27 protein-coding genes and 1 pseudogene are annotated in these 23,699 nt (G+C 61.0%); 10 read left to right on the top strand and 18 right to left on the bottom strand.

Annotated features, from left to right (window positions below; genetic code table 11):
- The first annotated feature begins 66 nt into the window (after positions 1–66).
- The 3 genes from KDB76_RS14150 (at position 67) to KDB76_RS14140 (ending at position 2,877) form a co-directional block, all read left to right on the top strand.
- Positions 67–864 carry an SDR family oxidoreductase gene (locus KDB76_RS14150; RefSeq protein WP_015270283.1) on the top strand — a complete coding sequence of 266 codons (798 nt, stop codon included), beginning with the start codon at positions 67–69 and terminating at the stop codon, positions 862–864.
- Positions 865–884: 20 nt separating this feature from the next.
- Positions 885–1,649 (top strand): SDR family NAD(P)-dependent oxidoreductase, encoded by a 765-nt coding sequence (locus tag KDB76_RS14145; RefSeq protein ID WP_015270282.1) that lies wholly within the window; start codon positions 885–887, stop codon positions 1,647–1,649.
- Positions 1,650–1,869: 220 nt separating this feature from the next.
- Complete coding sequence (locus tag KDB76_RS14140) at positions 1,870–2,877, top strand: zinc-binding alcohol dehydrogenase family protein (protein ID WP_013972591.1); 1,008 nt, start codon at positions 1,870–1,872, stop codon at positions 2,875–2,877.
- Between the two features lie 49 nt (positions 2,878–2,926).
- Here the strand turns inward: KDB76_RS14140 and KDB76_RS14135 are convergent, their stop codons facing one another.
- The 10 genes and pseudogenes from KDB76_RS14135 to KDB76_RS14090 form a co-directional block, all read right to left on the bottom strand.
- A complete protein-coding gene (locus tag KDB76_RS14135) occupies positions 2,927–3,901 on the bottom strand; it encodes a LysR family transcriptional regulator (protein WP_013972590.1) in 975 nt (324 codons plus the stop codon).
- A gap of 83 nt (positions 3,902–3,984) precedes the next feature.
- Complete coding sequence (locus tag KDB76_RS14130; RefSeq protein WP_038409632.1) at positions 3,985–4,791, bottom strand: DUF3618 domain-containing protein; 807 nt, start codon at positions 4,789–4,791, stop codon at positions 3,985–3,987.
- Entirely contained in the window at positions 4,788–5,216 is a 429-nt protein-coding gene (locus tag KDB76_RS14125; protein WP_024087114.1) for a phage holin family protein, read from the bottom strand. Before KDB76_RS14125 ends, KDB76_RS14130 begins: the two co-directional genes overlap by 4 nt.
- Positions 5,216–5,803 carry a hypothetical protein gene (locus KDB76_RS14120; RefSeq protein WP_013972587.1) on the bottom strand — a complete coding sequence of 196 codons (588 nt, stop codon included), beginning with the start codon at positions 5,801–5,803 and terminating at the stop codon, positions 5,216–5,218. The genes KDB76_RS14125 and KDB76_RS14120 overlap by 1 nt, the downstream gene beginning before the upstream one ends.
- A 241-nt stretch (positions 5,804–6,044) precedes the next feature.
- Positions 6,045–6,569: a hypothetical protein gene (locus tag KDB76_RS14115; protein WP_013972586.1), complete on the bottom strand. Its 525-nt coding sequence runs from the start codon at positions 6,567–6,569 to the stop codon at positions 6,045–6,047.
- A 106-nt stretch (positions 6,570–6,675) separates the two neighbouring features.
- Positions 6,676–6,972 (bottom strand): DUF6555 family protein, encoded by a 297-nt coding sequence (locus KDB76_RS14110; protein WP_024087113.1) that lies wholly within the window; start codon positions 6,970–6,972, stop codon positions 6,676–6,678.
- 112 nt (positions 6,973–7,084) lie between these two features.
- Positions 7,085–7,798, bottom strand: a pseudogene (locus KDB76_RS14105) (DUF72 domain-containing protein).
- Positions 7,798–8,094 carry a hypothetical protein gene (locus KDB76_RS14100; RefSeq protein WP_013972584.1) on the bottom strand — a complete coding sequence of 99 codons (297 nt, stop codon included), beginning with the start codon at positions 8,092–8,094 and terminating at the stop codon, positions 7,798–7,800. Before KDB76_RS14100 ends, KDB76_RS14105 begins: the two are co-directional and overlap by 1 nt.
- 18 nt (positions 8,095–8,112) lie before the next feature.
- The gene (locus tag KDB76_RS14095; protein WP_013972583.1) at positions 8,113–8,331 is read right to left on the bottom strand and encodes a hypothetical protein; all 219 of its coding nucleotides are present in this window, start codon (positions 8,329–8,331) and stop codon (positions 8,113–8,115) included.
- 100 nt (positions 8,332–8,431) lie between these two features.
- Positions 8,432–8,965, bottom strand: a complete 534-nt coding sequence (locus KDB76_RS14090; protein WP_013972582.1) for a cupin domain-containing protein — start codon at positions 8,963–8,965, stop codon at positions 8,432–8,434.
- A 139-nt stretch (positions 8,966–9,104) separates the two neighbouring features.
- On the opposite strand from KDB76_RS14090, the gene KDB76_RS14085 reads away from it, so the two are divergent.
- Entirely contained in the window at positions 9,105–10,892 is a 1,788-nt protein-coding gene (locus KDB76_RS14085; protein ID WP_038409631.1) for a thiamine pyrophosphate-requiring protein, read from the top strand.
- 87 nt (positions 10,893–10,979) lie between these two features.
- Positions 10,980–11,846, top strand: coding sequence for a patatin-like phospholipase family protein (locus KDB76_RS14080; RefSeq protein WP_013972580.1), 867 nt, complete (start codon positions 10,980–10,982; stop codon positions 11,844–11,846).
- A gap of 22 nt (positions 11,847–11,868) precedes the next feature.
- Here the strand turns inward: KDB76_RS14080 and KDB76_RS14075 are convergent, their stop codons facing one another.
- Together KDB76_RS14075 and KDB76_RS14070 are read right to left on the bottom strand one after the other, a co-directional pair.
- On the bottom strand, positions 11,869–12,327 hold the full coding sequence (locus KDB76_RS14075) for a MaoC family dehydratase (RefSeq protein ID WP_023663529.1): 459 nt from the start codon (positions 12,325–12,327) through the stop codon (positions 11,869–11,871).
- A gap of 100 nt (positions 12,328–12,427) precedes the next feature.
- The gene (locus KDB76_RS14070) at positions 12,428–13,318 is read right to left on the bottom strand and encodes a LysR family transcriptional regulator (protein WP_013972578.1); all 891 of its coding nucleotides are present in this window, start codon (positions 13,316–13,318) and stop codon (positions 12,428–12,430) included.
- 127 nt (positions 13,319–13,445) lie between these two features.
- On the opposite strand from KDB76_RS14070, the gene KDB76_RS14065 reads away from it, so the two are divergent.
- The gene (locus KDB76_RS14065; RefSeq protein ID WP_024087110.1) at positions 13,446–14,276 is read left to right on the top strand and encodes an oxidoreductase; all 831 of its coding nucleotides are present in this window, start codon (positions 13,446–13,448) and stop codon (positions 14,274–14,276) included.
- Positions 14,277–14,809: 533 nt separating this feature from the next.
- On the opposite strand, the gene KDB76_RS14060 is transcribed toward KDB76_RS14065, so the two are convergent.
- The 3 genes from KDB76_RS14060 to KDB76_RS14050 all read right to left on the bottom strand — a co-directional run bounded on the left by KDB76_RS14060 (position 14,810) and on the right by KDB76_RS14050 (position 16,259).
- On the bottom strand, positions 14,810–15,310 hold the full coding sequence (locus KDB76_RS14060; RefSeq protein WP_023662316.1) for a peroxiredoxin: 501 nt from the start codon (positions 15,308–15,310) through the stop codon (positions 14,810–14,812).
- 90 nt (positions 15,311–15,400) lie between these two features.
- On the bottom strand, positions 15,401–15,820 hold the full coding sequence (locus KDB76_RS14055) for a DUF6691 family protein (protein ID WP_024087109.1): 420 nt from the start codon (positions 15,818–15,820) through the stop codon (positions 15,401–15,403).
- A 1-nt stretch (position 15,821) separates the two neighbouring features.
- Positions 15,822–16,259, bottom strand: a complete 438-nt coding sequence (locus KDB76_RS14050; RefSeq protein WP_003258763.1) for a hypothetical protein — start codon at positions 16,257–16,259, stop codon at positions 15,822–15,824.
- 238 nt (positions 16,260–16,497) lie between these two features.
- On the opposite strand from KDB76_RS14050, the gene KDB76_RS14045 reads away from it, so the two are divergent.
- Entirely contained in the window at positions 16,498–16,920 is a 423-nt protein-coding gene (locus tag KDB76_RS14045) for a hypothetical protein (protein ID WP_024087108.1), read from the top strand.
- Between the two features lie 18 nt (positions 16,921–16,938).
- Here KDB76_RS14045 and KDB76_RS14040 read toward each other — a convergent pair whose 3' ends face one another.
- Together KDB76_RS14040 and KDB76_RS14035 are read right to left on the bottom strand one after the other, a co-directional pair.
- Positions 16,939–17,580: a dTMP kinase gene (locus tag KDB76_RS14040; protein WP_013972571.1), complete on the bottom strand. Its 642-nt coding sequence runs from the start codon at positions 17,578–17,580 to the stop codon at positions 16,939–16,941.
- A 91-nt stretch (positions 17,581–17,671) separates the two neighbouring features.
- Positions 17,672–18,460: a LuxR C-terminal-related transcriptional regulator gene (locus KDB76_RS14035; RefSeq protein ID WP_013972570.1), complete on the bottom strand. Its 789-nt coding sequence runs from the start codon at positions 18,458–18,460 to the stop codon at positions 17,672–17,674.
- 162 nt (positions 18,461–18,622) lie between these two features.
- On the opposite strand from KDB76_RS14035, the gene KDB76_RS14030 reads away from it, so the two are divergent.
- Both KDB76_RS14030 and KDB76_RS14025 read left to right on the top strand, forming a co-directional pair.
- On the top strand, positions 18,623–19,444 hold the full coding sequence (locus KDB76_RS14030; protein WP_024087107.1) for a carbon-nitrogen hydrolase family protein: 822 nt from the start codon (positions 18,623–18,625) through the stop codon (positions 19,442–19,444).
- Positions 19,445–19,543: 99 nt separating this feature from the next.
- Complete coding sequence (locus KDB76_RS14025; RefSeq protein ID WP_038409630.1) at positions 19,544–20,866, top strand: APC family permease; 1,323 nt, start codon at positions 19,544–19,546, stop codon at positions 20,864–20,866.
- A 134-nt stretch (positions 20,867–21,000) separates the two neighbouring features.
- Here KDB76_RS14025 and KDB76_RS14020 read toward each other — a convergent pair whose 3' ends face one another.
- Positions 21,001–22,644 (bottom strand): acetolactate synthase large subunit, encoded by a 1,644-nt coding sequence (locus KDB76_RS14020; protein WP_013972567.1) that lies wholly within the window; start codon positions 22,642–22,644, stop codon positions 21,001–21,003.
- 170 nt (positions 22,645–22,814) lie between these two features.
- Between KDB76_RS14020 and KDB76_RS14015 the strand changes: the two genes are divergently transcribed.
- Positions 22,815–23,696 carry a LysR family transcriptional regulator gene (locus tag KDB76_RS14015; RefSeq protein WP_038409629.1) on the top strand — a complete coding sequence of 294 codons (882 nt, stop codon included), beginning with the start codon at positions 22,815–22,817 and terminating at the stop codon, positions 23,694–23,696.
- Positions 23,697–23,699 lie beyond the last annotated feature (3 nt).

Here is a 23,699-nt window from a genome sequence, read left to right as displayed (position 1 = left end):
TGTGTCGTTTAAGACAAAGACGACCTTCTGCATCATGGGCTCCACATCCAACAACGGAGCATGACCATGAAGCAGCAATTCAAAGGCACTGCCCTCATCACTGGCGCCTCTACCGGCATCGGCTCGATCTACGCAGAACGCTTGGCGCGTCGGGGTTACGACCTGGTGCTGGTGGCCCGCAACCGGGAGCGCCTCAATACGCTGGCCAGCCGGCTGACTACGGAAACCCGGCAGAACGTGGAGGTGTTTCCGGCAGACCTGGCAAACACAGATGACCTGGCCAAGGTAGAGCGGAAATTGCGCGAGGACGCCAGTATCAGCCTGCTGGTGAACAACGCAGGCATAGGCACCCACACCAGCCTGCTGGAAAGTGATGTCGAGCGCATGGCTGAAATGATCACCCTCAACGTCACCGCCCTCACCCGCCTCACCTACGCGGCCATCCCCGGATTTGTCGCCCGTGCGCAAGGCGCCGTGATCAACATCTCGTCCGTTGTCAGCCTGGCGCCGGAGCTGCTCAATGGTGTGTACGGTGGCAGCAAGGCGTATGTCACCGCCTTTACCCAGTCCCTGCACAAGGAGCTTGCGGACAAAGGCATAAGGATCCAGGCAGTGCTGCCAGGAGCCACCGCCACCGACTTCTGGCAGATCGGCGGCTTGCCGGTCGAAAACCTTGATCCGGGCATCGTGATGTCGGCCCAGGACCTGGTGGACGGTGCCCTGCAGGACTTTGACGACGAGGTACTGATCTCTATCCCCTCGATGCATGACCTGAAGTCCTTCGAACGCTACGAGGCCAGCCGGCAAGCCCTGTTCGGCCAGTTGTCCAGCAATCAGCTTGCCCCTCGCTACAACGCCAACTGAACAATGCAAGGAGACGGATCATGAAACTTAGCGCAAACACCATTTTCATTACCGGCGGTACCTCAGGCATCGGCCGCGCCCTGGCCGAGGCATTCCACCAACGTGGCAATAAAGTGATCGTTGCGGGGCGCCGTCAGGCACTGTTGGATGAAATCGCCCAGGCCAACCCGGGGATCGATACAGTGCGCCTGGACATCAATGATCCGCAGCAGATCAAGGAGGTGGCCCAGGATGTGATCCGCCGCCATCCTGCATTGAACGTGATCATCAACAATGCCGGCGTCATGCCGTTCGACAATCCGGCTTCCGGGGACCTCGACGACGAACAAGCAGTGAGCCTGCTGCAGACCAACCTGCTCGGCCCGGTGCGCGTCAGCGCGGCCTTCGTCGAGCACCTCAAGCGCCAACCGGATGCTTGCATCATCAATAACAGTTCGGTTCTGGCCTACCTGCCGCTAGCGGCCACCGCGTTGTATTCGGCGACCAAGGCCGCCATCCACTCCTACTCACTGTCGCAACGGTTCAGCCTGCGTGACACCAGCGTCAAGGTACTGGAAATTGCGCCCCCTTGGGTGGACACCGATCTGATTCACAAGAGCGGTGATGAGCGCGCCATGCCGCTGGATGATTTTATCCAGGAAACCTTGGTCAAGCTCGAATCCGCAACCACGGAAGTCCTGGTGGATCGTGTCGTCCCGCTGCGAGCCAACCAGGGCCTGAACGAACACGAACTGATTCACCAGTTCAACCTGGCGCTGGTTGAGAACCCGATCCCTGTTGCCTGACCCAATTCCCGAATCCCGACAACGTTGCGCAGTCTGTTGGCAACGTTCCACCACAAGGCTGCCGATTGCTGCCGCCCGGTCCAAGGGAGCCCTTTCAACCCGGGCGGCAGCTAGCCGATTTTCAGCGAAACGCGGAAAGTGTTCCGGCAATAGCCCGGTTTTTCAGGGGGGCCGACACGATTAGCCTGTTACCACTGTTTACCTGAAAGGTCACATCCCAATGAAAGCAATCGTCTACGACACCCCCGGCCTCCCGATCCAGGATTCCCGATCGTTGTACGAGCACGAACTGCCCAAACCCACGCCCGGCGCCAGGGACCTGTTGGTGGAAGTCAAAGCTATCGCAGTAAACCCGGTCGATACCAAGGTCAGAGCCAGCCGCAGCGGCGCCCATCCCCAGGTGTTGGGATGGGATGCCGTGGGCGTCGTTCGCGAGGTCGGCGCCGAGGTGTCGTTGTTCCAGCCTGGCGATGAAGTGTTCTACGCCGGCGCGATCGACCGCCCGGGCACTTACAGCGAATTTCACCTGGTCGACGAACGCATCGTCGGGCACAAGCCTCGTACTCTGGACAATGCCAGTGCCGCAGCCTTGCCGCTGACGTCCATCACCGCCTGGGAGCTGCTGTTCGACCGCCTGGGTGTTGAGGAAAATGGCGGCGCTGGCAAGAGCCTGCTGATCATCGGTGCCGGCGGCGGGGTTGGTTCGATCCTGGTACAGCTTGCACGCAAGCGTACCCAGCTCAAGGTGATCGGTACCGCGTCACGGCCTGAAACCCAGGCCTGGGTCAGCGAACTCGGAGCACATCACGTCATCGACCATTCGGCATCCTTTGCCCTGCAACTGGAGCAACTCCAGCTCAACCCAGTGGATTACGTGATCAGCCTGACTCACACCGATGCGTACCTCGCGCAGATCGTCGAAGTCCTGCGCCCACAGGGCAAGCTCGCGCTGATCGATGACCCTGAGCATCTTGATGTCGTGCCGTTCAAGCGCAAATCGCTGTCGGTGCACTGGGAGCTGATGTTCACCCGCTCGCTGTACCAGACCGAGGACATGATCAAGCAGCACCATCTGCTGGAGAAAGTCTCGGCGCTGGTCGACGAAGGGGTCATCAAGACCACCGTTGGCGAGCACTTCGGCAGCATCAATGCCAGCAACCTCAAACGCGCCCATGCCCTGATCGAAAGCGGCAAGGCAAAAGGCAAGATTGTCCTGGAAGGCTTCTGAGCATTCATCCAGTCAAGGTAACCAAGGCGGGGCCATGAGCCCCGTCAGCTTATCCATCAGCAGCGATGAGCTGCTCGAATCGCTCCGCCAGAAACGCTCTGAGCACCTGCACAGCAGGTGTGAGCGAGGTTCGATGAGCGCACACCAGTTGCAACGGCGCAGGTTGGCCGTAATCCCAAGGAAACAACTCGACCAGCCGCCCAGCGCGTATGTCCGCCAGAACGTCCAGCCTGGATTTGTAAACGATCCCCAATCCTTCAACACCCCAGCGCCGAACGACATCGGCGTCATCGCTCAAGCGGTCGCCTGTAACCTGGACGGTCTTGATTCCATCGGGCAAATGGAAGCTCCATCGCTCGTAAGTCTGCTCGCCCATCACATAGCGCAGGCAATTATGCCTGCCCAGGTCTTCCAGAGCGTCTGGCGCCCCATGTCGTGCCAAGTAACGAGGTGAGGCGCAGACCGTTCTGCGATTCCCTGGGGCGAGCATCAGTGAAACTAGGCTGGAGTCTGCCAGTTGCCCATACCTGATACTCGCATCCAGTTGCTGGCCGACAAGGTCGGCCACCTGATCGCTGACCCGCAGTTGCAGCGTCACCTTGGGGTTCAACCGCTGGAAATCGTCGAGCCAGGGCAGCAGCAGATTCCTGCCAATATCCGAAGGGATGGACAGGCGAAGTGTACCCGCGATCTCATCTCTCCCTTCGGTCAGCGCCACCTCACCGGCGTCCAGTGCGTCCAAGGCCTGACGGGCATGGGGCAGATATCGCTCGCCATCATCCGAGAGCCGCAAACGCCTCGTGGAGCGCACGAACAACCTGGCACCCAGGCTGCTTTCCAGTCGCTGGACAGCCCCGCTGGCCAAGGCCGGTGAAATATCCAACAACCTGGCCGCTGCCGAGAAGCTGCCGGCAAAGGCTGTTGTGACGAAGACCTGAAGATCATCAAACCGAACTGTTTTCTTCACTGTGGCGAATTCTTGACCTGGCGCGTGGGCCAAAGCGTAGCGACATTGCGCAGCCATTCCCAGCCTGGGCCTACAACATTCGTGATGAGCCGCCAGCCCTCTGCGCAGGCAGAGGGGCCGGCGACGCACATCCAGCGGGATCAGGAATTGAAGCCCAACCCTGAGGAAAGGTCGGAGTCTCCAGGCTTGCGCTCCGCCTGTGTCGACGCTTTACCACCCGCCTGATCGAGCGACTCTTCGACCGACGCCTTCACCTCGCGGCCCTTGGCCTTGAGCGTGTCGGTCAAGCGATCGCTGCTGGCGCCCATCAGCTGGTCTTCCTTGCGGGTACTGGGTAGCGCCGCCCCCAATGCCGCACCCAGCGCTATCCCCAAAGCGGCCAATACCAGCGGTTGCTCCTGAAGCAGATGATCGAACTGGCCCTTCAGAGCCGTGGCCTGATCTGCGGCTTTATGTGCCGAATGGCGCAGGGTATCCGCAGAAGCCCCCACGGAGTCGCGAGCGCCGCTGCCAACTTCGCTGGCCCGATCGCGCATGTCATGGGCTTTCATGCGCACCTTCTGGCTAGCGTCGTGCACTGCCTCCCCCGCCTGCGCGAAAGCGCCCTTCACCGTGTCCACCGCGTCGCCGAGCTTTTCGCCCAACCCAGGCCCATGGTGCGCAGGCCCGGGGTTGAAGGGGCGGTTCTGGTTCAGGCCCAGCCAGGCCAGGCCCAATACCGTCAGGGTTGCGGGTACGGGGTTGTTCTTGAGGGTGGTGGCAAGGTTCTCGAAGAACTCGCCGCCATTGCCCTTGGCATAGGCCAGGACCCGGTCGACCATCTGGCCCGGGCTCAGGCGCTGTTCGAGGGCGTCCACCAGATCGCTGATGTGCTCGCGCTTGGCGTTGATTTCCTGCTCGAGCAAGTCAGGGTCTTTGTGCGCTTCATGTTCGAAGGAAGTGGTCATGGCAGTTTCCTCTTCAGCGTGTCCTTGTCCTGCTGCATGGCATGCAAGGTACGGTCAGGGGCCAGGTGCGTGGGTTCGAACCGTTTCTTGCCCGACTGCAACATGATGAACCCGATTACCAAGGTGACCGCGCCCACGATCAGGGCTGCCAGCCAGGGTTCGAGCACCGTCGCCAAGGCGTAGACTGCCGCCAGCAACAGGATGACGAAGCCCGCCAGCATCACGATCGCACCCGCTGCCACCGCAGCCGTGCCGGCCTTGAGGGTGGCGAGGTTCTGCTGCAGCTCTGCCTTGGCCAGCGCCAGCTCCTTGGTGAACAGGTCCGGTACTTCCCGCATCAGCTGGCGCAACAAACCGCCAACACCGACGGCGTCGTCTTCCGCCGTGTGCAAGCTCGGGGTGGTATGCAAGGGTTCTTTGTTCATCATTCACCTCCTTTGAGAGGATCGCGTTCGAACGGGCTGCCACTGACCGGCGTGCCTGCACCAGGGCCGACTGGGTCGACTGGGGTGAAAGGTTCACGGGTGGATACGTCGCTACCACGATCAGGCACTGGCTGCGCGGGGTGGGACTGTTGCCAATCACCGGACGACGCAGGGGTGGTGGACTCATGGCTGGTGCTGGCTCGCATGAAACGCGATACGGCAAACCCGATGGCGACGCTACCGGCCAGGAATAGCGCCGGGTTGCTCCTGGCCAACTGAGCACCACGCTGCAGCAGGCTTTCGGCACTTTCATGGCGTACCTGTTCGGCGAACTCACCCACGCACTCTGCTGCCTGGTTCAGGTACTGCGACAGCCCGAGACTGTCCTTGCCTTGCAGTGCAGCTGCCGCCGAACGCGCACCTTCCTCGAGCGAATCAAGCTGATCGGCTGCGTTATCGCGGTAATGTTCGAACTGCTCGCTGCCTTTGTGCCTGGCCTCGCCAAGCAGCGCACCGGCGTCGTCGATAAAGGCATGCTCCTGGGTGCTACCGGGTGGAGATGTCGAACTTTGATTGGTCTTGTCCATCGTTTCGCCCTCGAAGCTGATTGTTGGGTGAGTGCCGCTTTTATTGGGGCATTCATTCGAGGGACGCAGGTGAGGTGGCAGGAGTTCAGCGTTTGTGATCTATGACATTTGTCCAGAGGACCAAAGAAAATAGCGCAATCAATCTTGGTTGCTGGTACCGGAGCAGAGGCTTTGCATGTGGCGGTAATCAGCGTCGACAACGATCGCAGCACCGCCTTGTAAGGGGGTGCAGCTGTGCTGCTCACGCCAGCTGGATGAAGACCGCGTAGATACCGAGAACCATCCAGAAGACCAGGAATATCCAAGGCGTACGCAGCGAAAACAACAACGACTTACGGTGCCCGGCCTCTGAAATTTCAGCCTCACTGAACAATGGCGATTCGTCATACGCCAGCCCCATCAATGGCTCGCTGCGCAGCAGGTGGCTCTGTTTCACTTGCCAATGCTCGATGATCTTGTAGGCCGCGCGAATACCCGGCCAGGCATTGAGTGAACTCAATACGCCCAGCAATGCGAGAAACGGGGGAACCACCAGCGTGAACATCTCGCCCCAGCTCTGGTTGAGGTTACTCATTGACGACACGAAGGCGATCACCAGAAACGACTGGGCAGCTAGATAGGCGTCAGTGCGGTTGGCAAGGATGCTGGTCTCGTACTGGATTTCACGGCGGTAGAAATCCAGGCGTTCCTTTGGCGAGCCGAACATGCGGGCGTTCCGCTCGCTGATCTCGTGTTCAGGGGTGCCTGGAGTGATGATTTGCGGCACGTACTGGCTCCTGAAAGTGAGAGTGGTGATGCCTCGAAACTTGGGAAGCGAACCCATGAGCGCAAGCCTGCCTGAAGATTTCAGGCAGGCTTGCGCACAACAAGCTTCAGGTATTGCCGGTACCGCTATTGGAGAACTTCTTTACATCAATGGTCGGTGCGACGAATTCCGGCCCGTCGCCCGATACCCGCCAGCGCACATTGTTGATGCCGTAGCGCTCAGCCATCGGCCGGCTGACCTTCTTGATCTTGTGCTGGCCGAACCGTGGAATGATACCCACGCCGGCATCGCAACTTGCCCAGTGCCAGGCTTCGGCGTTGTCCATACGCTCGAGCCGGATGATGAAGGTGCGAAATTCCCCATGAAGCTCGTACTCGATCACATACAACTGCTGTCCAGCCATTGCACTCTCCTTCACCAATTCAGACTAATGGAGCGAGCAACGTGTAAAAAGATTCATTAATTTTGACTGGTTGGTCATCGCTCTTTTCCATCGCCATGCTTCCATCACTTCCTCAGCGCAAATGCCGCTCCAGAGCCAGTGCATTGGCTATCGCAGCACCGGAGGCGGTGTTGTCGAAAATGCACCAGGTGGGCACTCCGGCGGCAAGGCTGTACCGCAAGTGTTCAGCCAGACGCTGCAGATATTCGTCGGGATACTCGCTGTGGTAGATCCTCGGTTCGCCATGCAGGCGCCAGTAGACCAGCCCCGGCCAACCTCCCGGTTGCGCATCGGTAACGAAGCGCGACGGGCTCGCGGCAACCTGGGCGATGCGCAAATCGACCAGCATCGGCTGAGCCGATTGCCAGCTGGCGTGCCTGGGCTCCAGCGCTACCGGCCCGTCATACCGTTGCCGCAAGCTTTCGAAGAAACGTCGCGCATGCTGGGGGGCATGGCCAAGCGATGGCGGCAGTTGTACCAGCAGGCAACCCAGGCGGTCGCCCAACTGCCCGCATTGAGCAAGAAACCTGTCCAGCGCGTCCTCGCACCCGCAGAGCCGCTGCTAATGGCTGATGACCTTGGGCACCTTCACCGCAAAGCGGAAATGCTCTGGTACGGACGCAGCCCAACGGGCATAGGTTTCCGGGCGATGGGGCCGGTAGAAGGAACTGTTGATTTCCACCGCATTGAAGCGGGTGGCGTAGCGTTGCAGGTGGCTGCCGGGCTGCGCAAATGCCTCGGCGTAACGGCTCGACAGGCTCCAGCCAGCGCAACCCAGATAAATCATCAGCTACCGGCTGGTTCGCCACGCAACGCCTCGCCCTCACCCGCGACGCGCCGGGCATACCCCACACCCCACAGCAACGCACGCCTCATGGTTTCCCCCGCGCGTTGGTCATAGATCCGTTCGCACAGCACCGAACCGTCAGTGCGATAGACGCCAATGAACAACTGCGTGGCGCCTGTGCGTGACAAGCGCGTCTGCACTTCCAGGCAAGTGCCGGTGCCGAGCGTTTCCTCATGGGTTTGATGGTGCAGGATCGGGTCGCACCACTTTCTATAGGTTTCACCTCTTCTTTTCATCTGCCAGCCCTCACCTCTTCACGGTTGCTGATAATGCCCCGGCGACGTGCCTGGCTCATGGTCGTGCTCCAGACGTTGCACCTGCACGTCAGTGAAAGATGACGCTTCGTTGCGGTGCAGGCCTTGGAGGTAATCGCGCGCTGCTTCGCGGCTAAGGTCTTCCTGGTCGCTGCGCAATTCGCAGGTGCCGGGTTGGTTGTCGAGGATGTAGCTGATCAGGTACAGGTACTGGGCCATCGCTGTAACTCCTGCTGGCTGAATGAAATCGGGCGACTCAGCTCGATTGATCCTGGCTTGAGTGCAGCCGTTCAGCAGGGGCGACGACCGGCTCAGGCACTCAGCGCCAGGCCGCCATCAGGGCACCACGCGTGCCGTTGACCGGGTCTTGTGCGGGGCCGGGCACGGAGGCGATTCGCGCCAGCGTCTGCTGGTGCGCTGCGCTTTCTGGGCGCTGGATATCGTAGTTTTCCTGCCCCTTGGGATAGGCGCCGACCACCAGAAAATCATCGCTGCTCTCGACGCAGCGATGGCCAGTTCCTGCCGGCAGTACCAGTACGTCGCCGCACTTCACGCTTATGGTCTGCCCCGCTTCGCCGCCCAGCGTCACCCGCGCCCGGCCGCATGCGATGCCCAGAACTTCATGAGCATTGGGGTGAAAGTGATGGTAATCGAAGATCCCACCGCGCCACAGCGGCACCCACTGGTGTGCGGTGAACAGCGCCTCGAAGGCACTGGCGCAGTCTTGCGACGGGTTGAGTTGCAAGCGGTACAGCAATACCGGGAAACGGCTGTTCGGCGTTGCACCGTCGTCCTTGAAATACAAGGTCTGCACGGTGGCACCCGCAGTGTCTGTCGCATTCATGTCGAGCATCCTGATCCTGTTGTCCGTTCACTTGCGAACCCGATGGCTCATGCAAGGTTCCAGTCGGTAGACCAGTGCGCACACGCTTGAAACTTTCCCGATCCGCGCCAAGTCCAGACCCCTATCGGTCACAGGACGGGAGAAGGCAATGACCAGCACGGTAGGCGACTTTCTGGTGGAGCGCATGTATCAATGGGGGGTGCGGCGCATCTTCGGTTACCCCGGCGACGGCATCAATGGGGTATTTGGGGCGTTGAGCCGGGCCGAGGGCAAGATCCAGTTCATCCAGACACGCCACGAGGAAATGGCAGCCTTCATGGCCAGCGCCCATGCCAAGTTCACCGGCGAATTGGGCGTGTGCATTGCCACCTCCGGCCCCGGCGCTTCACATCTGCTTACCGGCCTGTATGACGCGCGCATGGATCACCAGCCGGTGCTGGCCATCGTCGGTCAGCAGGCGCGAGCAGCGCTTGGCGGGCATTACCAGCAGGAGCTGGACCTGCTGTCGATGTTCAAGGACGTCGCAGGTGCCTTCGTCCAGCAGGCTTCGACCCCGGAACAGGTGCGCCACTTGCTCGATCGCGCCGTACGTACCGCCGTCGGCGAACGCCGGGTCACCGCCATCATCCTGCCCAACGACCTGCAGGACCTGCCCTACCACGAACCACCGAAAGCCCATGGCACGGTGCATTCCGGCATCGGCTACAGCAGGCCCAGGGTGGTGCCTTTCGAGCAGGACCTGCAACGTGCCGCCGAGGTACTCAACGCTGGACGAAAAGTGGCGATCCTGGTCGGAGCCGGTGCACTGCAAGCCACCGAACAGGTGATCGCGGTAGCTGAAACGCTTGGTGCAGGCGTGGCCAAGGCGCTGCTGGGCAAGGCCGTAGTGGCAGACAACCTGCCCTGGGTCACCGGCGCCATCGGGCTGCTAGGTACCGAACCGAGTTATCGGTTGATGAGCGAATGCGACACCTTGCTGATGATAGGTTCCGGCTTCCCCTACGCCGAGTTCCTGCCTGAGGAAGGCCAGGCCCGTGGCGTGCAGATCGATTTGCAGCCAGACATGCTCAGCCTGCGCTACCCCATGGAGGTCAACCTGGTCGGTGACGCCAGCGAAACGCTGCGGGCACTGCTGCCATTGCTCGAACACAAGACCGAGCGCCGTTGGCGCGACAAGGTTGAAGGCTGGCGCGCAGACTGGGACAAGACCCTGCAGAAACGCGCCTTGGTAAAGGCCGACCCGATCAACCCCCAGCGCGTGGTGCACGAACTCTCCCCTCGCCTGCCCGACCACGCCATCGTCACCAGCGACTCCGGGTCCTGCGCCAACTGGTTTGCCCGCGACCTGCAGATACGCCAGGGCATGCAGTGTTCGTTGTCCGGTGGCCTGGCCAGCATGGGCGCGGCGGTACCCTATGCCATCGCCGCCAAGTTCGCCCATCCGCAGCGCAGCGTGGTGGCATTGGTGGGTGACGGGGCGATGCAGATGAACAACCTGGCCGAGCTGATCACCGTCGCCAAGTACTGGCGCCTGTGGGAAAACCCCCAGTGGATCTGCGCGGTGTTCAACAACGAAGACCTCAACCAGGTGACCTGGGAACAACGGGTAATGGAGGGCGACCCCAAGTTCGAGGCCTCACAGGCGATTCCTGATGTGCCCTACCACCTGTTCGCCATCTCCATCGGTTTGCAAGGCATCTATGTGGAACGCGAAGAAGACATTGCCGGCGCCTGGGAGCGAGCCCTGGCGGCTGACCGGCCGGTGTTGATCGAGTTCAAGACCGATCCGGACGTACCTCCCTTGCCGCCGCACATCAAGCTTGAACAGGCGAAGAAGTTCGCCAGCAGCCTGCTCAAGGGCGACCCGGACCAGGCTGGGGTCATCGTGCAGACGGCCAGGCAAGTTCTCGGTTCGGTATTGCCGGGCAAGAAATGAGATGTGCGCGGCACTGGCAGCAACCAGCCCCGCCGGCACCCGGCCAACTACACTCAGTCGACACACGTCTGCGCAGAGACAGCAATCATGCCTACGCAAACCGCAATCGTGTTCGCTGGCGGCGGCAGTCTGGGTGCGGTCCAGGTGGGGATGCTGCGGGCCCTGGTCGAAGCCGAAGTCCAGTTCGACATGGTGGTTGGCGCCTCGGTAGGCGCCATCAACGGTGCCTACTTTGCAGCAAGGCCCAACGCTCAGGGTGTCGAGACACTCGCCGAATTCTGGCGGGGCCTGAGCAGAACCGACATCTTTCCGTTGTCCTGGCTCGATACCTGCCGAGGCCTGCTCAAACGGCGTGGTTTCCTGCTGCAACCAGCGGCCTTGCACCGATTGCTTGGCAAGGCGCTGCCGATCCATCGCATCGAGGATGCGAAACTGCCCCTGCATATCGTCACCACCGACCTGCTAAGTGGTGCCGAGACAGTGCTGCGCAATGGCGAGCTCGAGCAGGCGCTACTGGCCAGCGCCGCGATACCGCTGGTGTTCCCTTGCGTGCAGATCGGCGGCCAGTTCCTGGTGGATGGCGGTGTGGCAAGCAACACGCCTATTTCGACTGCCGTAGCGCTGGGCGCCAGCAATGTCGTGGTAATCCCCACCGGGCTCAGCTGCGCCTTGACTCAACCGCCCCGCGGCCTTGTCGCCTTGGCCTTGCACACTGTCAACCTGATGAGCATGCGCCAGCTTGTGAGTGACATCGAACACTTCCGCACGCTCACCAGCCTGCATATCGTTCCGCCCTTGTGCCCGGTCGATGTCTCGGTATTCAACTTCGACCAGACCGAGTCGTTGCTGGAGCGGGCCTATGAGCAGACGCTTCGGTGGCTGGACCACGGCGGGCTCGAACGGACCAAGGTGCCGGGTGCCCTGACCGTTCACTCGCATGCCCATGAGCATTGAATGATGTGGACAGTTCGGGGCCTTACACATCTGCCCGGCGAAACACCAATACCCTTGAAACAGTGGTTTGGCATACGGCATCGTCCTGATTGAGCGTGATGCTCTCAAGGACAGCGAAGCCCCGGTCAGGCTTGGACTTCGACGCGGCAAGCTCCCTTATGGTTGTGGTCACTCGCAACAGGTCACCTGGTCGCACGGCCCTTGGCCAGCTGATTTCGCTGCCGGCGCCGATGAGCCCTCCAGCCACTGGAACACTCTCTACCAACAACCGCATCGTGACTGCGCAGGTATGCCAGCCGCTAGCAGCCAGCCCAGCAAAAAAGGTTTCTTGGGCAGCATCGGGGTCCGTATGGAATGGCTGGGGGTCGAACTCCGAGGCGAAACTCATGATCCCCTCCTGGGTCATTTCATACGAGCCGCTCATGAAGGACTCACCTACTTGCAAGTCCTCGAAAAAGAGCCTTTCAGGTGCAGAAGCCATGAGTTACCTCCGGGGTATGCAGGCAGCGGCGGAAAAGCGAACGTCTGGAACTGGCGCCAGTTTAGCCCTTCCCTACCTGCCTCCAAAAGCCACGCTCACGCTAGCGCTGCTCCCGTACGAACTCGATGAAGGCCCTCAACGCCGCAGGCACCTGGCGGCGGCTCGGGTAGTACAGATACAGCCCCGGGTAGTAGTGACACCAGTCCTCCAGCACCTGCTGCAAATGGCCACGCTCCAGGTGCTCCTTGGCCATGTCTTCGAACACGTAGGCCAGGCCGAGCCCTTGCAAGGCAGGCGCCAGCATCAGGCTGACGTCACCCAATACCAAGGGCCCCTGGACATCGACCTCCAGTTGCACACCCCCGCGCTCGAACTCCCATCGATAAAGTGCGCCACCAGGGAAGCGGTGCCCGATGCAAGGTAGTTGCTTCAAGTCTTGCGGGTGCTGTGGAACAGGATATCGATCAAAAAACGCGGGCGCCGCTACCACCACCGAACGAAGGTAAGGGCCGATGGGCAGCGAAACCATGTCCGCCTGGAGTCGCTCCCCCAGGCGCACGCCAGCGTCAAAGCCGGTGCCCACCATGTCCACCAGCGCATCGTCACTGACGATTTCCAGGCGTATATCCGGATACGCCAGCAGAAAGCGATTGGCCAGTGGCAGTAGCGCGAGCTCTACTGCGGCGCGCCCGGCAGTGATACGCAGGTTGCCTGACGGTTTGTCGCGGAAGTTGTTGAGGTCCTCCAGCGCGTCGGCGATGTCCCGAAAGGCCGGTTGCAGCCTCTGGTAAAGACGCTCCCCGGCCTCGGTAAGCGCCACACTGCGCGTGGTGCGGTTGAACAGGCGAACATCAAGACGGGTTTCCAGAGCCCGCAGCGCATGGCTCAGGGCCGAGGGCGTAAGGCCCAGCTCGACTGCCGCGCGGCTGAAGTTCAGGTGGCGGGCAATGCACAGGAACAGGGACAGATCGGCGGTGCTGGTTGGCTTCATTACTGAAAGCTACTCAAAGGCCTATGTAATATTCATGGGATTATCACAGCAATCCGCAGATTTTAAAGTTCGCTCAACTCATCGAGAAGGCCCGCATGGTGCAGGGTCGGATACAGGAGGAGTTGACATGCGTACCTGGCTCATTACTGGCGCTTCCCGCGGTTTCGGCACCCTGATCGCCCAACAGGCCCTGGCAGCGGGTGACGCCGTCATCGCAACGGCGCGTAACCCGGAAGCCATCGAGGCTCGCCTTGGCCGGCACCCGAACCTGCTGGCCGTGCGCCTGGATGTGACCCGCGAAGAGGACGCCCATGCGGCGGTCGCTGCTGGCATCAAGCATTTCGGGCAAATCGACGTGCTGGTCAACAATGCCGGTTATGGCGTGCTCGGCGCGGTAGAAGAAACCAGCGCCAGCGAAACCGAACGGCTGTTCGCCACCAACGTTTTCGGGCTGCTCAACGTAACCCGCGCCGTACTGCCCCACATGCGTCGCCAACGCAGCGGCCACGTGATCAACATCTCGTCGCTCGGCGGCTACCAGGCCTACACGGGCTGGGGGGTGTACGGTTCGACCAAGTTCGCGGTCGAAGGCATCAGCGAAGCGATGCATCAGGAGCTGGCCCCCTTGGGGATCAAGGTGACCGTGGTCGAGCCGGGCTTCTTCCGTACCGACTTCCTGGATGACCAATCGCTGGTGAAGACAGCCTTGGAGCTGCCTGACTACGCAGCCACCGTCGGCGTCATGCGCCACCACGCCGAGGCGGCCAACCATGCCCAGCCCGGCAACCCTGCGAAGCTGGCCGAAGCCCTGCTGGCCCTGGTCAATGCAGCGAACCCGCCACTGCGCCTGGCGCTGGGCAGCGATGCCGTCGCGCGCATCGAGGCCAAGAACAGCGCGGTAGAGCAAGAGCTGGCCCAGTGGCGGGACCTGTCGCTCTCTACCGACTTTGCCGCGTAGCCGTCGCTGACGTGCCAAACCTGAACCGGGGGCGCCGGTTCAGGTTGTCAGTGGCATTGAACAGCCGCCTCGACAATCAGCTGGACCAAGAGCGTAACCTGCACGCTCAAGGCAACGTTTGAAGGGTGAACCAGGGCAATGAAGCGGTCGACCTGGCGCCCACCAAATGACGAGCGATCGTAGCGCAGGCATCTTCCGAGTGATTGAAAGCGGGACTACCACGCTGAACGTGCTAGGCAATGCAATCGCACCACTGGTGATTGCCCGTTGGGAGGGGGTTCAGTTGAAGCCATCCCGGAGTGAGGCGCCCAGCGGAGGTTGATGGGCCTATTTAGTACCCGTTCTCATAGAACAACACATGAATCATTGATTTAGCAGGGCCCTGTGGGAGCGGGTTCACCCGCGAACACCGGCGAAGCCGGTGCCAAGCACCGCATTGGATTCTTCGCGGGTAAACCCGCTCCCCAGCGGTACGCGAAACACCCGCATGCTCAGTTTTCAGCGAGACAGCGCATGCCTTCAGTGCTCACGAACTAACGCAGCAAGGCCAACATGCTCGCAGCGTCGCTGCACTCGAACTTGCCGGGTGCTTCGACCGCAATGTGCCTGACCACCAAGTCGTCGACCAACATGGCATAGCGTTGCGAACGCCGACCCATGCCGCGTGCCGATAGGTCCTGGATCAGGCCCAGCGCCTCGTTGAATTCACCATTGCCATCGCCAATCATCCTGACCGCCTCGCCCACCTGCAGGCTCGCGCCCCAGGCATTCATGACGAATGCATCATTGACCGAAACACAGAGAATTTCGGCAACCCCGGCAGCGAACAGGTCCTGGGCCGCGGCCACGTAGCCCGGTACATGCCGCTGCGAACAGGTAGGCGTGAAGGCACCAGGCAAGCCGAAGATCACCACTTTTTTCTGCTTGCAGCGCTCGTGCAGGGAAAACGCGTTCGGGCCGATTGCACAGCCGCCCTCGCCGTTGCTGTACTGGTAAAGCGTTACGTCGGGCAGTGTTTCGCCGGTCTTGATCATCGTTTTCTCCGTGGGGCGGTAAATGGCCAGGCATGATGCAGCATCCACCAAGGTGCGTATATACAGCGGTCTGGCCTGGAAAGTTGGATGTCAGCTACCACGACGCGCCTCAAGCCACTGGAACAACCCCATGCCAACCAGCATCGCAGCGACGAACAGCCAGGCCTGCCAGTACCCTGCAGGCAGCAGCACCAGGGCCGGCCCCGGGCAGATGCCCGCAAGCCCCCAGCCAATGCCGAATACCAGGCTGCCGCCGATAAGGCGGCGGTCCACATCGCGTCGGCCAGGCAATTGCATCGCCCCACCCAGCAGGGCCGTTGGATGACCGCTCGCCCAGCGCATCGGTATCCATGCTGCGGCAATCGCCCCGATCATCACCAGCGCCAATGAAGGGTCCCATTGCCCGGCAATGTCGAGGAAACCGAGCACCTTGGCAGGGTCGGCCATGCCTGCAAGCAACAACCCCACGCCGAACAGCAGCCCGGCGATGAAACCACTGAACACTGGCATGTCAGGCCCCTTGTACGAGATGGCGGACCACATACACCGTGGCAAAACCGGTAGCCATGAAGCACAGCGTTGCCACCGCCGAACGGGGTGACAGGCGCGACAGGCCACAGACGCCGTGGCCGCTGGTGCAACCGCTGCCGTAGCGGGTGCCGAGCCCTACCAGCAGGCCCGCTGCGATGAGTGTCCAGGATGCCGTGGTGAAACGGGCTGACGGCAGCGTGGCAAATATCCCCCAAAGCAACGGGGCTGCCAGCAGCCCCAAAAGAAAGGCAAGCTTTTCTCTGCGCCCTTCCCCGCCTCGCTGCAGCATCGAACCGAGCAAACCACTGATTCCTGCAATACGGCCATTCACCACCGCGAACAGCCCAGCCCCCAGCCCGATCAACACACCACCAGCCAGCGCGGACCATGGTGTAAAGGCCAGCCAATCAATTGCCATCGTATTTCTCCCGGAACATGAACAAGAGAACAATTAACGGTTCAGTAAGAAAGCTGAAAAATACCACGACCCTATGCCGACAACTTCAATGAGATTAGCCAGCCTATTCAAAGTACATGAAGCTGCACTTGTTTGATGCAGGTCAAATTCGCGACCAGATGGCCGCCTAGACTGCAATCATCCAGGCATACCAAGGCCTCGAGGCACGTCGTATATATCCATAAAAGTGGAGTTCGCCATGCAAACGCAATTGAAGTTGGTTCTTGCTGTTGTTCTGGCCGGTAGTGCATTCATGGCGCATGCCGAAGCCAAAAATCAGGCTGGCGACGCCTCCACCAGCGCCCCAGCCGCCAGTACAACTTCCGAGTCGCCCATGCACAAGGCGATGAGCGAGCAAATGCACAAGATGCAGGTTGCTCATGACAAAGCCGCAGCCGCGAAGACCCCTGCCGAGCGCCAGGCCGCCATGCGCGAGGGCATGAAGACAATGAAGGAGAGCATGGCCATGCTGCACCAGCAACATGCTGCGGGCTGCATGGGTTCGGGCATGGGAATGTCGGGAGCCAAGGGTGGCATGGGTATGGGCGACGGAATGATGGACATGATGATGAAGATGATGGATCAGCAGTCGTCGATGATGGATATGCCCATGAAGCAGTAACCAGTACTTGCTGTTGTTTCAGCACTGATCGCACTGCGGTCGATGGCGTGGTCGAAGCACGCCATCGATCTCGGCCACTATCTGCCGCGTTGCATCCTCGATGGCCCCTTCATTACGGCACAATACCCAGCCGTGTTCCGCAACCGCACGCTCGAACGCTTCGGTACAGGCAACCTGCTCGACCAGGCTATGGATCACCGTACTGCCCAGCCCGCGCGTCCTTGCCGCGGCTCTTGCCCATGAAGTATCGGGGGCCGTGACGACCCCGACATGCAAATCGGGCACTTGCACATTTCGCTCGAGGTTCAGGCGCAGGATCTCGTCGAACGCCACGCTGCGGCGAAATGCGGCATCAGAAGGGTACCAGCGATCGATCAGGATGATGCTGCCCGCTGGCTGCCTGGGCAGCACGTGTCGGGAAATCCAGGCACGGCTTTCGGCGAAGCGCTCGCATACCCTCAATTCCAGGTCCCGGGAGGGGTTTCTGACCAGTTGATTGACAAGGGCCATGGTTTCCCCCCGGTAGGGGTCGCTTTTTTTCTCGCAAAGCCGGATCACTTTCTTGTTGTCAGCCCGCAAGGCCTTGGTAACCGCCTCCAGAAGCGTGGTCTTGCCGGTGCCCTTGGGCCCATCGATGGAAACAAACAGCGGGCGGGTCATTTTTAATTACCAGTCGAATCTGAAGATGCAGCGCAGGCCTGGGTGCCACAGTATTCATCACAAGCCAGTGGAGCCATACAGCTAGCCTGATTCAACCCAGCTGGGCCTGAAGAAACAGCGAAAAAAGCTCCGACTGCGATTTGATACCCAACTTGCTGTACATATGCTTGCGGTGCACTTTCACTGTCTCCACGGAGATTTCAAGCTTGCGCGCAATTTCTTTGCTGGAACACCCGCTCAGCATCAGCCGCCCCACCTCCAGCTCACGCCCGGTCAGCGGCGACTCCATCTGCTCGACCCTGTCCTCCATGCGGCTTTGCCAGTGCGGCGCAGGTTTGGTGGCCTCTTCCAGCAACTCCCGCTCGAACGTCATCCGCTGGCGCATCAGCGCAGTGACCCATGGCCGCAACAGTTCCAGCAGGGTGACCTGTTCGATGCTGAACCGGCGCTTGCTACCCAACGACAGGCACAGCGTGCGCTGCGCATCCAGCTGCACGTTGAACTGAATTTCATCGGCAACCACGTTAAGTCGGAAATAGCGCTGGTAGTAGTCCGTCTGCTCGAAACACTCAGGGGCCACATCCGCCAGGCGCACCAGGCCGGACACCGCAGCCTCTCGGCTAGCCACGTAGAAAGGGTCCAGCAGGTACAAGCCCTTCAGGTAGTCCTGGAACAGCGGGTCAGGGTTGCCGTCTGCACTGGGGCACTCGGCGAACACCTGCGGGCGCCCTGCGGAAAACAGCAGCGCAACCCAGCTGTCGCAGGCAACGTACTCGTTCAGCAACCGCACCAAGGCTGTCCAGAAGTGGTCCTTGTCGAGGGTTTCGATCAATTGGCCTACCGAGCGGTGCCAGGCGATGTCGTGCAGCGTAAAATTCATCCTCTACCCCTGTTGGGTTACCACGTGGGCGTAATACCCCCCGCCATGATGACCACCCCATAATCCGGGCTAGCTTACGCTGAGCGAACCTGTACCGGGATCGTTTTTTACACCCCATGCCGCCAGGGCATGGCGGTCGAAGCTGTTAGTCGAGGATTGGAAATGAAGGTAGAGCTTGTCCAACTGGCCGGTCGCGATGGCGATACCGCGTACAACCTGCAGCGCACCATCGAAGCGATCGGCAACTGCGGCGCCGATACCGATCTGCTGGTCTTCCCGGAAACCCAGCTGATGGGCTTCCCAACCGAAGAAAACATCGGCCGCATCGCCGAGCCACTGGATGGCCCGAGCATCACGGCAGTCCAACAGGCCGCACAAGCGCAGAATGTTGCCGTAGTCGTCGGGATGGCCGAAGCCGCAGACGACGGCCGTTTCTACAACACCACCGTGCTGGTCACGCCTGAAGGCGTAGCGCTCACCTATCGCAAAACCCACCTTTGGGCATCGGACTGCGGGGTTTTCACCCCAGGCGACCGTTTTGCGACAGCCCTGTTCAAAGGCATCCGTGTCGGCCTGCTGATCTGCTTTGACATCGAATTCCCGGAAACCGCCCGTGCCCTGGGGCAGCTGGGCGCAGAACTGATCATCATCACCAACGGCAACATGGACCCGTACGGGCCCACCCACAGAACCGCCATCACCGCACGCGCCATGGAAAACCAGGCCTTTGCGGTCATGGTCAACCGCGTGGGTGATGGTGATGGCGGCCTGGTCTTCGCCGGCGGCAGTGCCGTCGTCGACCCGTACGGCCAGTTGCTGTGCGAAGCCGGCCGTGGCGAGTGCCGGATAACCGTCGAGCTGGCCATGGACCAACTGCAGCAGTCACGGCGCGATTACACCTACATCGCCCAGCGCCGCATCCAGCTGCCGGGTGAACAGGTCGAGCACGCCAACGGTCTTCGCGAACTGATCATCCCCTCCTGAAAATTCCACCCTTCCAGGCTCTATTACTGGAATGCAAGGCCGCCAGAGACGGCAGCGTGTTCGACTCTGAATAACAATCACAAGCTGGAGCAAGCAGTAATGGCCACACTCAAGCGAACGCTTTCGCTGGGCTCGGTGGTGCTTTTCGGCATCGCCTACATGACCCCCATCATCGTCCTGGGCACATTCGGTATCCTGGCCGAGACCACGGGAGGGAGGGTACCTGCAGCCTACCTCGCTGCAGCCATCGCCATGCTCTTTACCGCCTTGAGCTACGGCCACATGGCGCGCGCCTTCCCGGTCGCCGGGTCCGCCTATACCTACGTGCGCAAATCGATCAGCCCACAGCTGGGCTTCATCACCGGTTGGGCGGTGTTGCTCGACTACCTGTTCCTGCCCATGGCGATCTGGCTCATTGGCGCGGCCTATCTGCACTCGGCGTTCCCGGGCGTGCCACAAGCCATTTGGGTGTTGGCATTCATCGGCATCACAACAACGATCAATGTAATCGGCCTGCGGCTGGCCAAGACCGTCAATGGCCTGTTGATGTTCATTCAGCTGCTGGTGCTGGCGGCGTTCGTTGCACTGGCGGTGCACTATGTCTGGGGCGACCCCACGGTACCACTGTGGACACTCGAGCCGTTCTACAAGGAAGGCACCCAGTTGCCGCTGATCATGAGCGGTGCGGCGATTGCCTGCTATTCATTCCTGGGCTTCGACGCGGTCAGTACCCTGACCGAAGAAACCAAGGAACCACGCAAGAACATCCCGAAAGCCATCCTGCTGATCACCCTGATCGGTGGCGGGCTGTTCATCGCCTGCAGCTACTTCGTTCAGCTCGCTCACCCGTCCACCGACTTTGCCAACGCCGACGCGGCGGCTTATGAAATCGCCCAGAACATCGGTGGCGACATCTTCGTCAGCATCTTCCTGCTGGGGCTGATCGTCGGCCAGTTCACTTCTGGCCTGTCGGCGCAAGCCAGCGCCTCCCGGCTGCTGTATGCGATGGGGCGTGACGGAGTGCTGCCCAGGTCATTCTTCGGAAGGTTGAGCGAACGCTTCAGCACGCCGGTGCCCAGCATCATCCTGTGCGGGGTGGTCGCCCTGCTTGCCTTGCGCATGGACGTGACGACCTCCACCTCGTTCATCAACTTCGGTGCATTTCTCGCGTTCAGCCTGGTCAACCTGGCGGAAATCTTCCACTACTGGGTCGCCATGCAGCAGCGTGGTGCGAACGCGCTACTGATGTATCTCGCGTTCCCCTTGGTGGGCTTTGCATCCACGTTGTGGCTGATGGCAAGTCTTGATCACCTGGCGATCTACCTGGGGGCAGGCTGGCTCTGCCTCGGCGTGCTCTACCTGACGGTGATTACCCGTGGTTTCAAGCGCAAGCCCCCGGAGATGCACTTCGAGGAAGCCTGAGCTGTCCACTCAGGTCGATACGGCGCTTTGAGCGATGCTCTGGATGGCACCGGCGGCGCCGGTGTTTGCGGTTGCGGATTCTGAGGCAGGTCGGATCGGCGCCAGCCTTGAGGTGGCGCCGATCCTGTCAGGCCTTACACCGCCAGCGCGCGCTCACGCAGCTCGCTATTGAGGATGCGGTCGTTCTCGCTGTAATCGACCGGGCAGTCGATCACGTGCACGCCCGGGGTCTTGATGCAGTGCTCCAGCAGCGGCAGCAGGCCTTCGGCGCTTTCCACGCGGTGGCCGTTGGCACCGTAGGCTTCGGCGTACTTGACGAAGTCCGGGTTGCCGTAGTCCAGGCCGAAATCGGTGAAGCCCATGTTCGCCTGCTTCCAGCGGATCATGCCGTAGCCATCGTCACGCAGGATCACCACGGTGATGTGCATGCCCAGGCGTACCGCAGTTTCCAGCTCCTGGCTGTTCATCATGAAGCCGCCGTCGCCGCAAACCGAGATCACCGGGCGGTCCGGGTGCACCAGGTGCGCGGCCATGGCCGATGGCAGGCCGGCGCCCATGGTTGCCAGGGCGTTGTCCAACAGCACGGTGTTCGGCTTGTGCGCCTTGTAGTTACGAGCGAACCAGATCTTGTAGATGCCGTTGTCCAGGGCAACGATACCTTCGGACGGCAGCACGCGACGGATGTCGGCGACCATGCGCTGCGGGTAGACCGGGAAGCGGTTGTCGTCAGCACCTTCGGCGATCTGTGCTTCGTTGGCTTCACGGATCGCCATCAGGCGGGTGAAGTCCCAGTGCGAAGTGTCGTTCAGCGCTTCGCTGATCTGCCATACGGCGTTGGCGATGTCGCCGATCACTTCAACCTGCGGGAAGTACACGGCATCGACTTCGGCGGAGCGGAAGTTGATGTGGATGACCTCGGTGCCGCCACGGACCATGAAGAACGGCGGCTTCTCGATCACGTCGTGGCCGATGTTGACGATCAGGTCGGCGGCTTCGACGGCGCGGTGCACGAAGTCACCCGACGACAGTGCGGCGTTGCCCAGGAAGCGCGGGTGACGCTCGTCGACCACACCTTTGCCCATCTGGGTGGTGATGAACGGGATACCGGTCTTGTCGATCAGCTGCTTGAGGACCTTCGCGGTCATCTTGCGGTTGGCGCCGGCGCCGATCACCAGGATCGGGTTGCGGGCGTTCAGCAGCTTTTGTACGGCTGCGTCGATCGCCACGTGCTCGGCCAGCGGACGGCGGTGCAGGCTTGGCGGGATCGGCAGTGCGTCGGTCTGCTCGGCGGCGATGTCTTCCGGCAGCTCCAGGTGCACGGCACCCGGCTTTTCTTCTTCAGCCAGGCGGAAGGCTTCGCGCATGCGCGAAGGGATGTTGTCAGCGGAGGCGAACTGGTGGGTGTACTTGGTGATGGGGTCCATCATGCCGCACACGTCGATGATCTGGAAACGGCCCTGCTTGGACTTCTTGATCGGCTTCTGGCCGGTGATCATCATCATCGGCATGCCGCCCAGGTAGGCGTAGGCGCTGGCGGTGACCAGGTTGGTGGCGCCAGGGCCGAGGGTCGACAGGCTGACGCCGGTCTTGCCGGTCAGGCGACCATAGGTGGCAGCCATGAAACCTGCGGACTGCTCGTGACGGGTAAGTACCAGCTTGATCTTCGACTTACGCAGGGATTCGAGCAGGTCGAGGTTTTCCTCACCAGGAATGCCGAACACATACTCGACACCTTCGTTTTCCAGGCATTGCACAACGACATCGGCGGCCTTGGCCATTTGGGGTACTACCTCAAAATCTTTGTGGGATTGCAGATTTATTAAGCTGCGTGACTGAGATGTTGCAGGATGTCTCAGTGGCGCGCATCGTAGGCCCTCTGGTTAATAATAATAAATATATTGTTATGATGCTTGGCATCACAGTTTGTTATGAACGGTAACCCCCCTCAATGAACCTCAAGGCATTGCGCTGCTGCGTCGAGATCGTGCGCCAAGGCAGCTTCACCAAAGCCGCGCAGCACCTGCATATCGCCCAGCCGGCACTGAGCATGGCCGTTACCCGCCTGGAAGAAGAACTGGGCGTCACCCTGTTCAACCGCACCACGCGCAAAGTCATCCTGACAGCCGAGGGCGAACGCTTCCTGCCACGTATCGAATCGGCCCTGCGCGAAATGGATGTGGCGCGGCAAGAACTGCGCGACATGGCCGACCTGAAGCGCGGCGAAGTGCGCCTGGGTATCCCGCCGATGTTCGGCCTGCACTATGTGCCCGGCCTGATGAACGCCTTCCGCCAGCTGTACCCGGGCATTGCCATGACCGTGTTCGAAGGCAGTGCCGAGGACATCGGCCATCGCCTGGAACAACGGGAAATCGACCTGGCGTTGCTGGAGTCCCGGCGCGTGCCGCCCGACAAGGAATCGATCCTGCTGGGCAGCGACGAGATGCTGGCGTGCATGCACCCTGACCATCCCTATGCCGGCAAAGCCTTCCTCACGGCCGAGGACCTGCGCAATACCGACATGGTGGTATTCGATCGCACCTTCGTCCAGCGCCACCTGCTGGATGCGTTCTTTGCCGAACATGGCATCACCTACCGGGTAGCGCTGCAAAGCAACTTCGTATCGCTGGTGGTACAGGCCGCGCTGGACAACATGGGCGTGGCGACCCTGCTGCGCTCGGTGCAACAGCGCACACCGGGCATCGTCGGCGTACCGTTCCAGCCAGCGCAGCAGATGAGCTTCCGCTTGTGCTGGCGCTCGGGGGAATATCTGTCGCTGGCCAGCAAGCGCTTCATCGATTTTGCCGCGCAGACTCATTACCTGGAGCGCTGACTC

The sequence above is a fragment of the Pseudomonas sp. JS425 genome, from assembly GCF_018223845.1.
Lineage (GTDB): Bacteria > Pseudomonadota > Gammaproteobacteria > Pseudomonadales > Pseudomonadaceae > Aquipseudomonas > Aquipseudomonas asiatica.
Note: the sequence above shows the minus strand (reverse complement) of the source record. Positions and strands in the feature narration are given on the sequence as shown.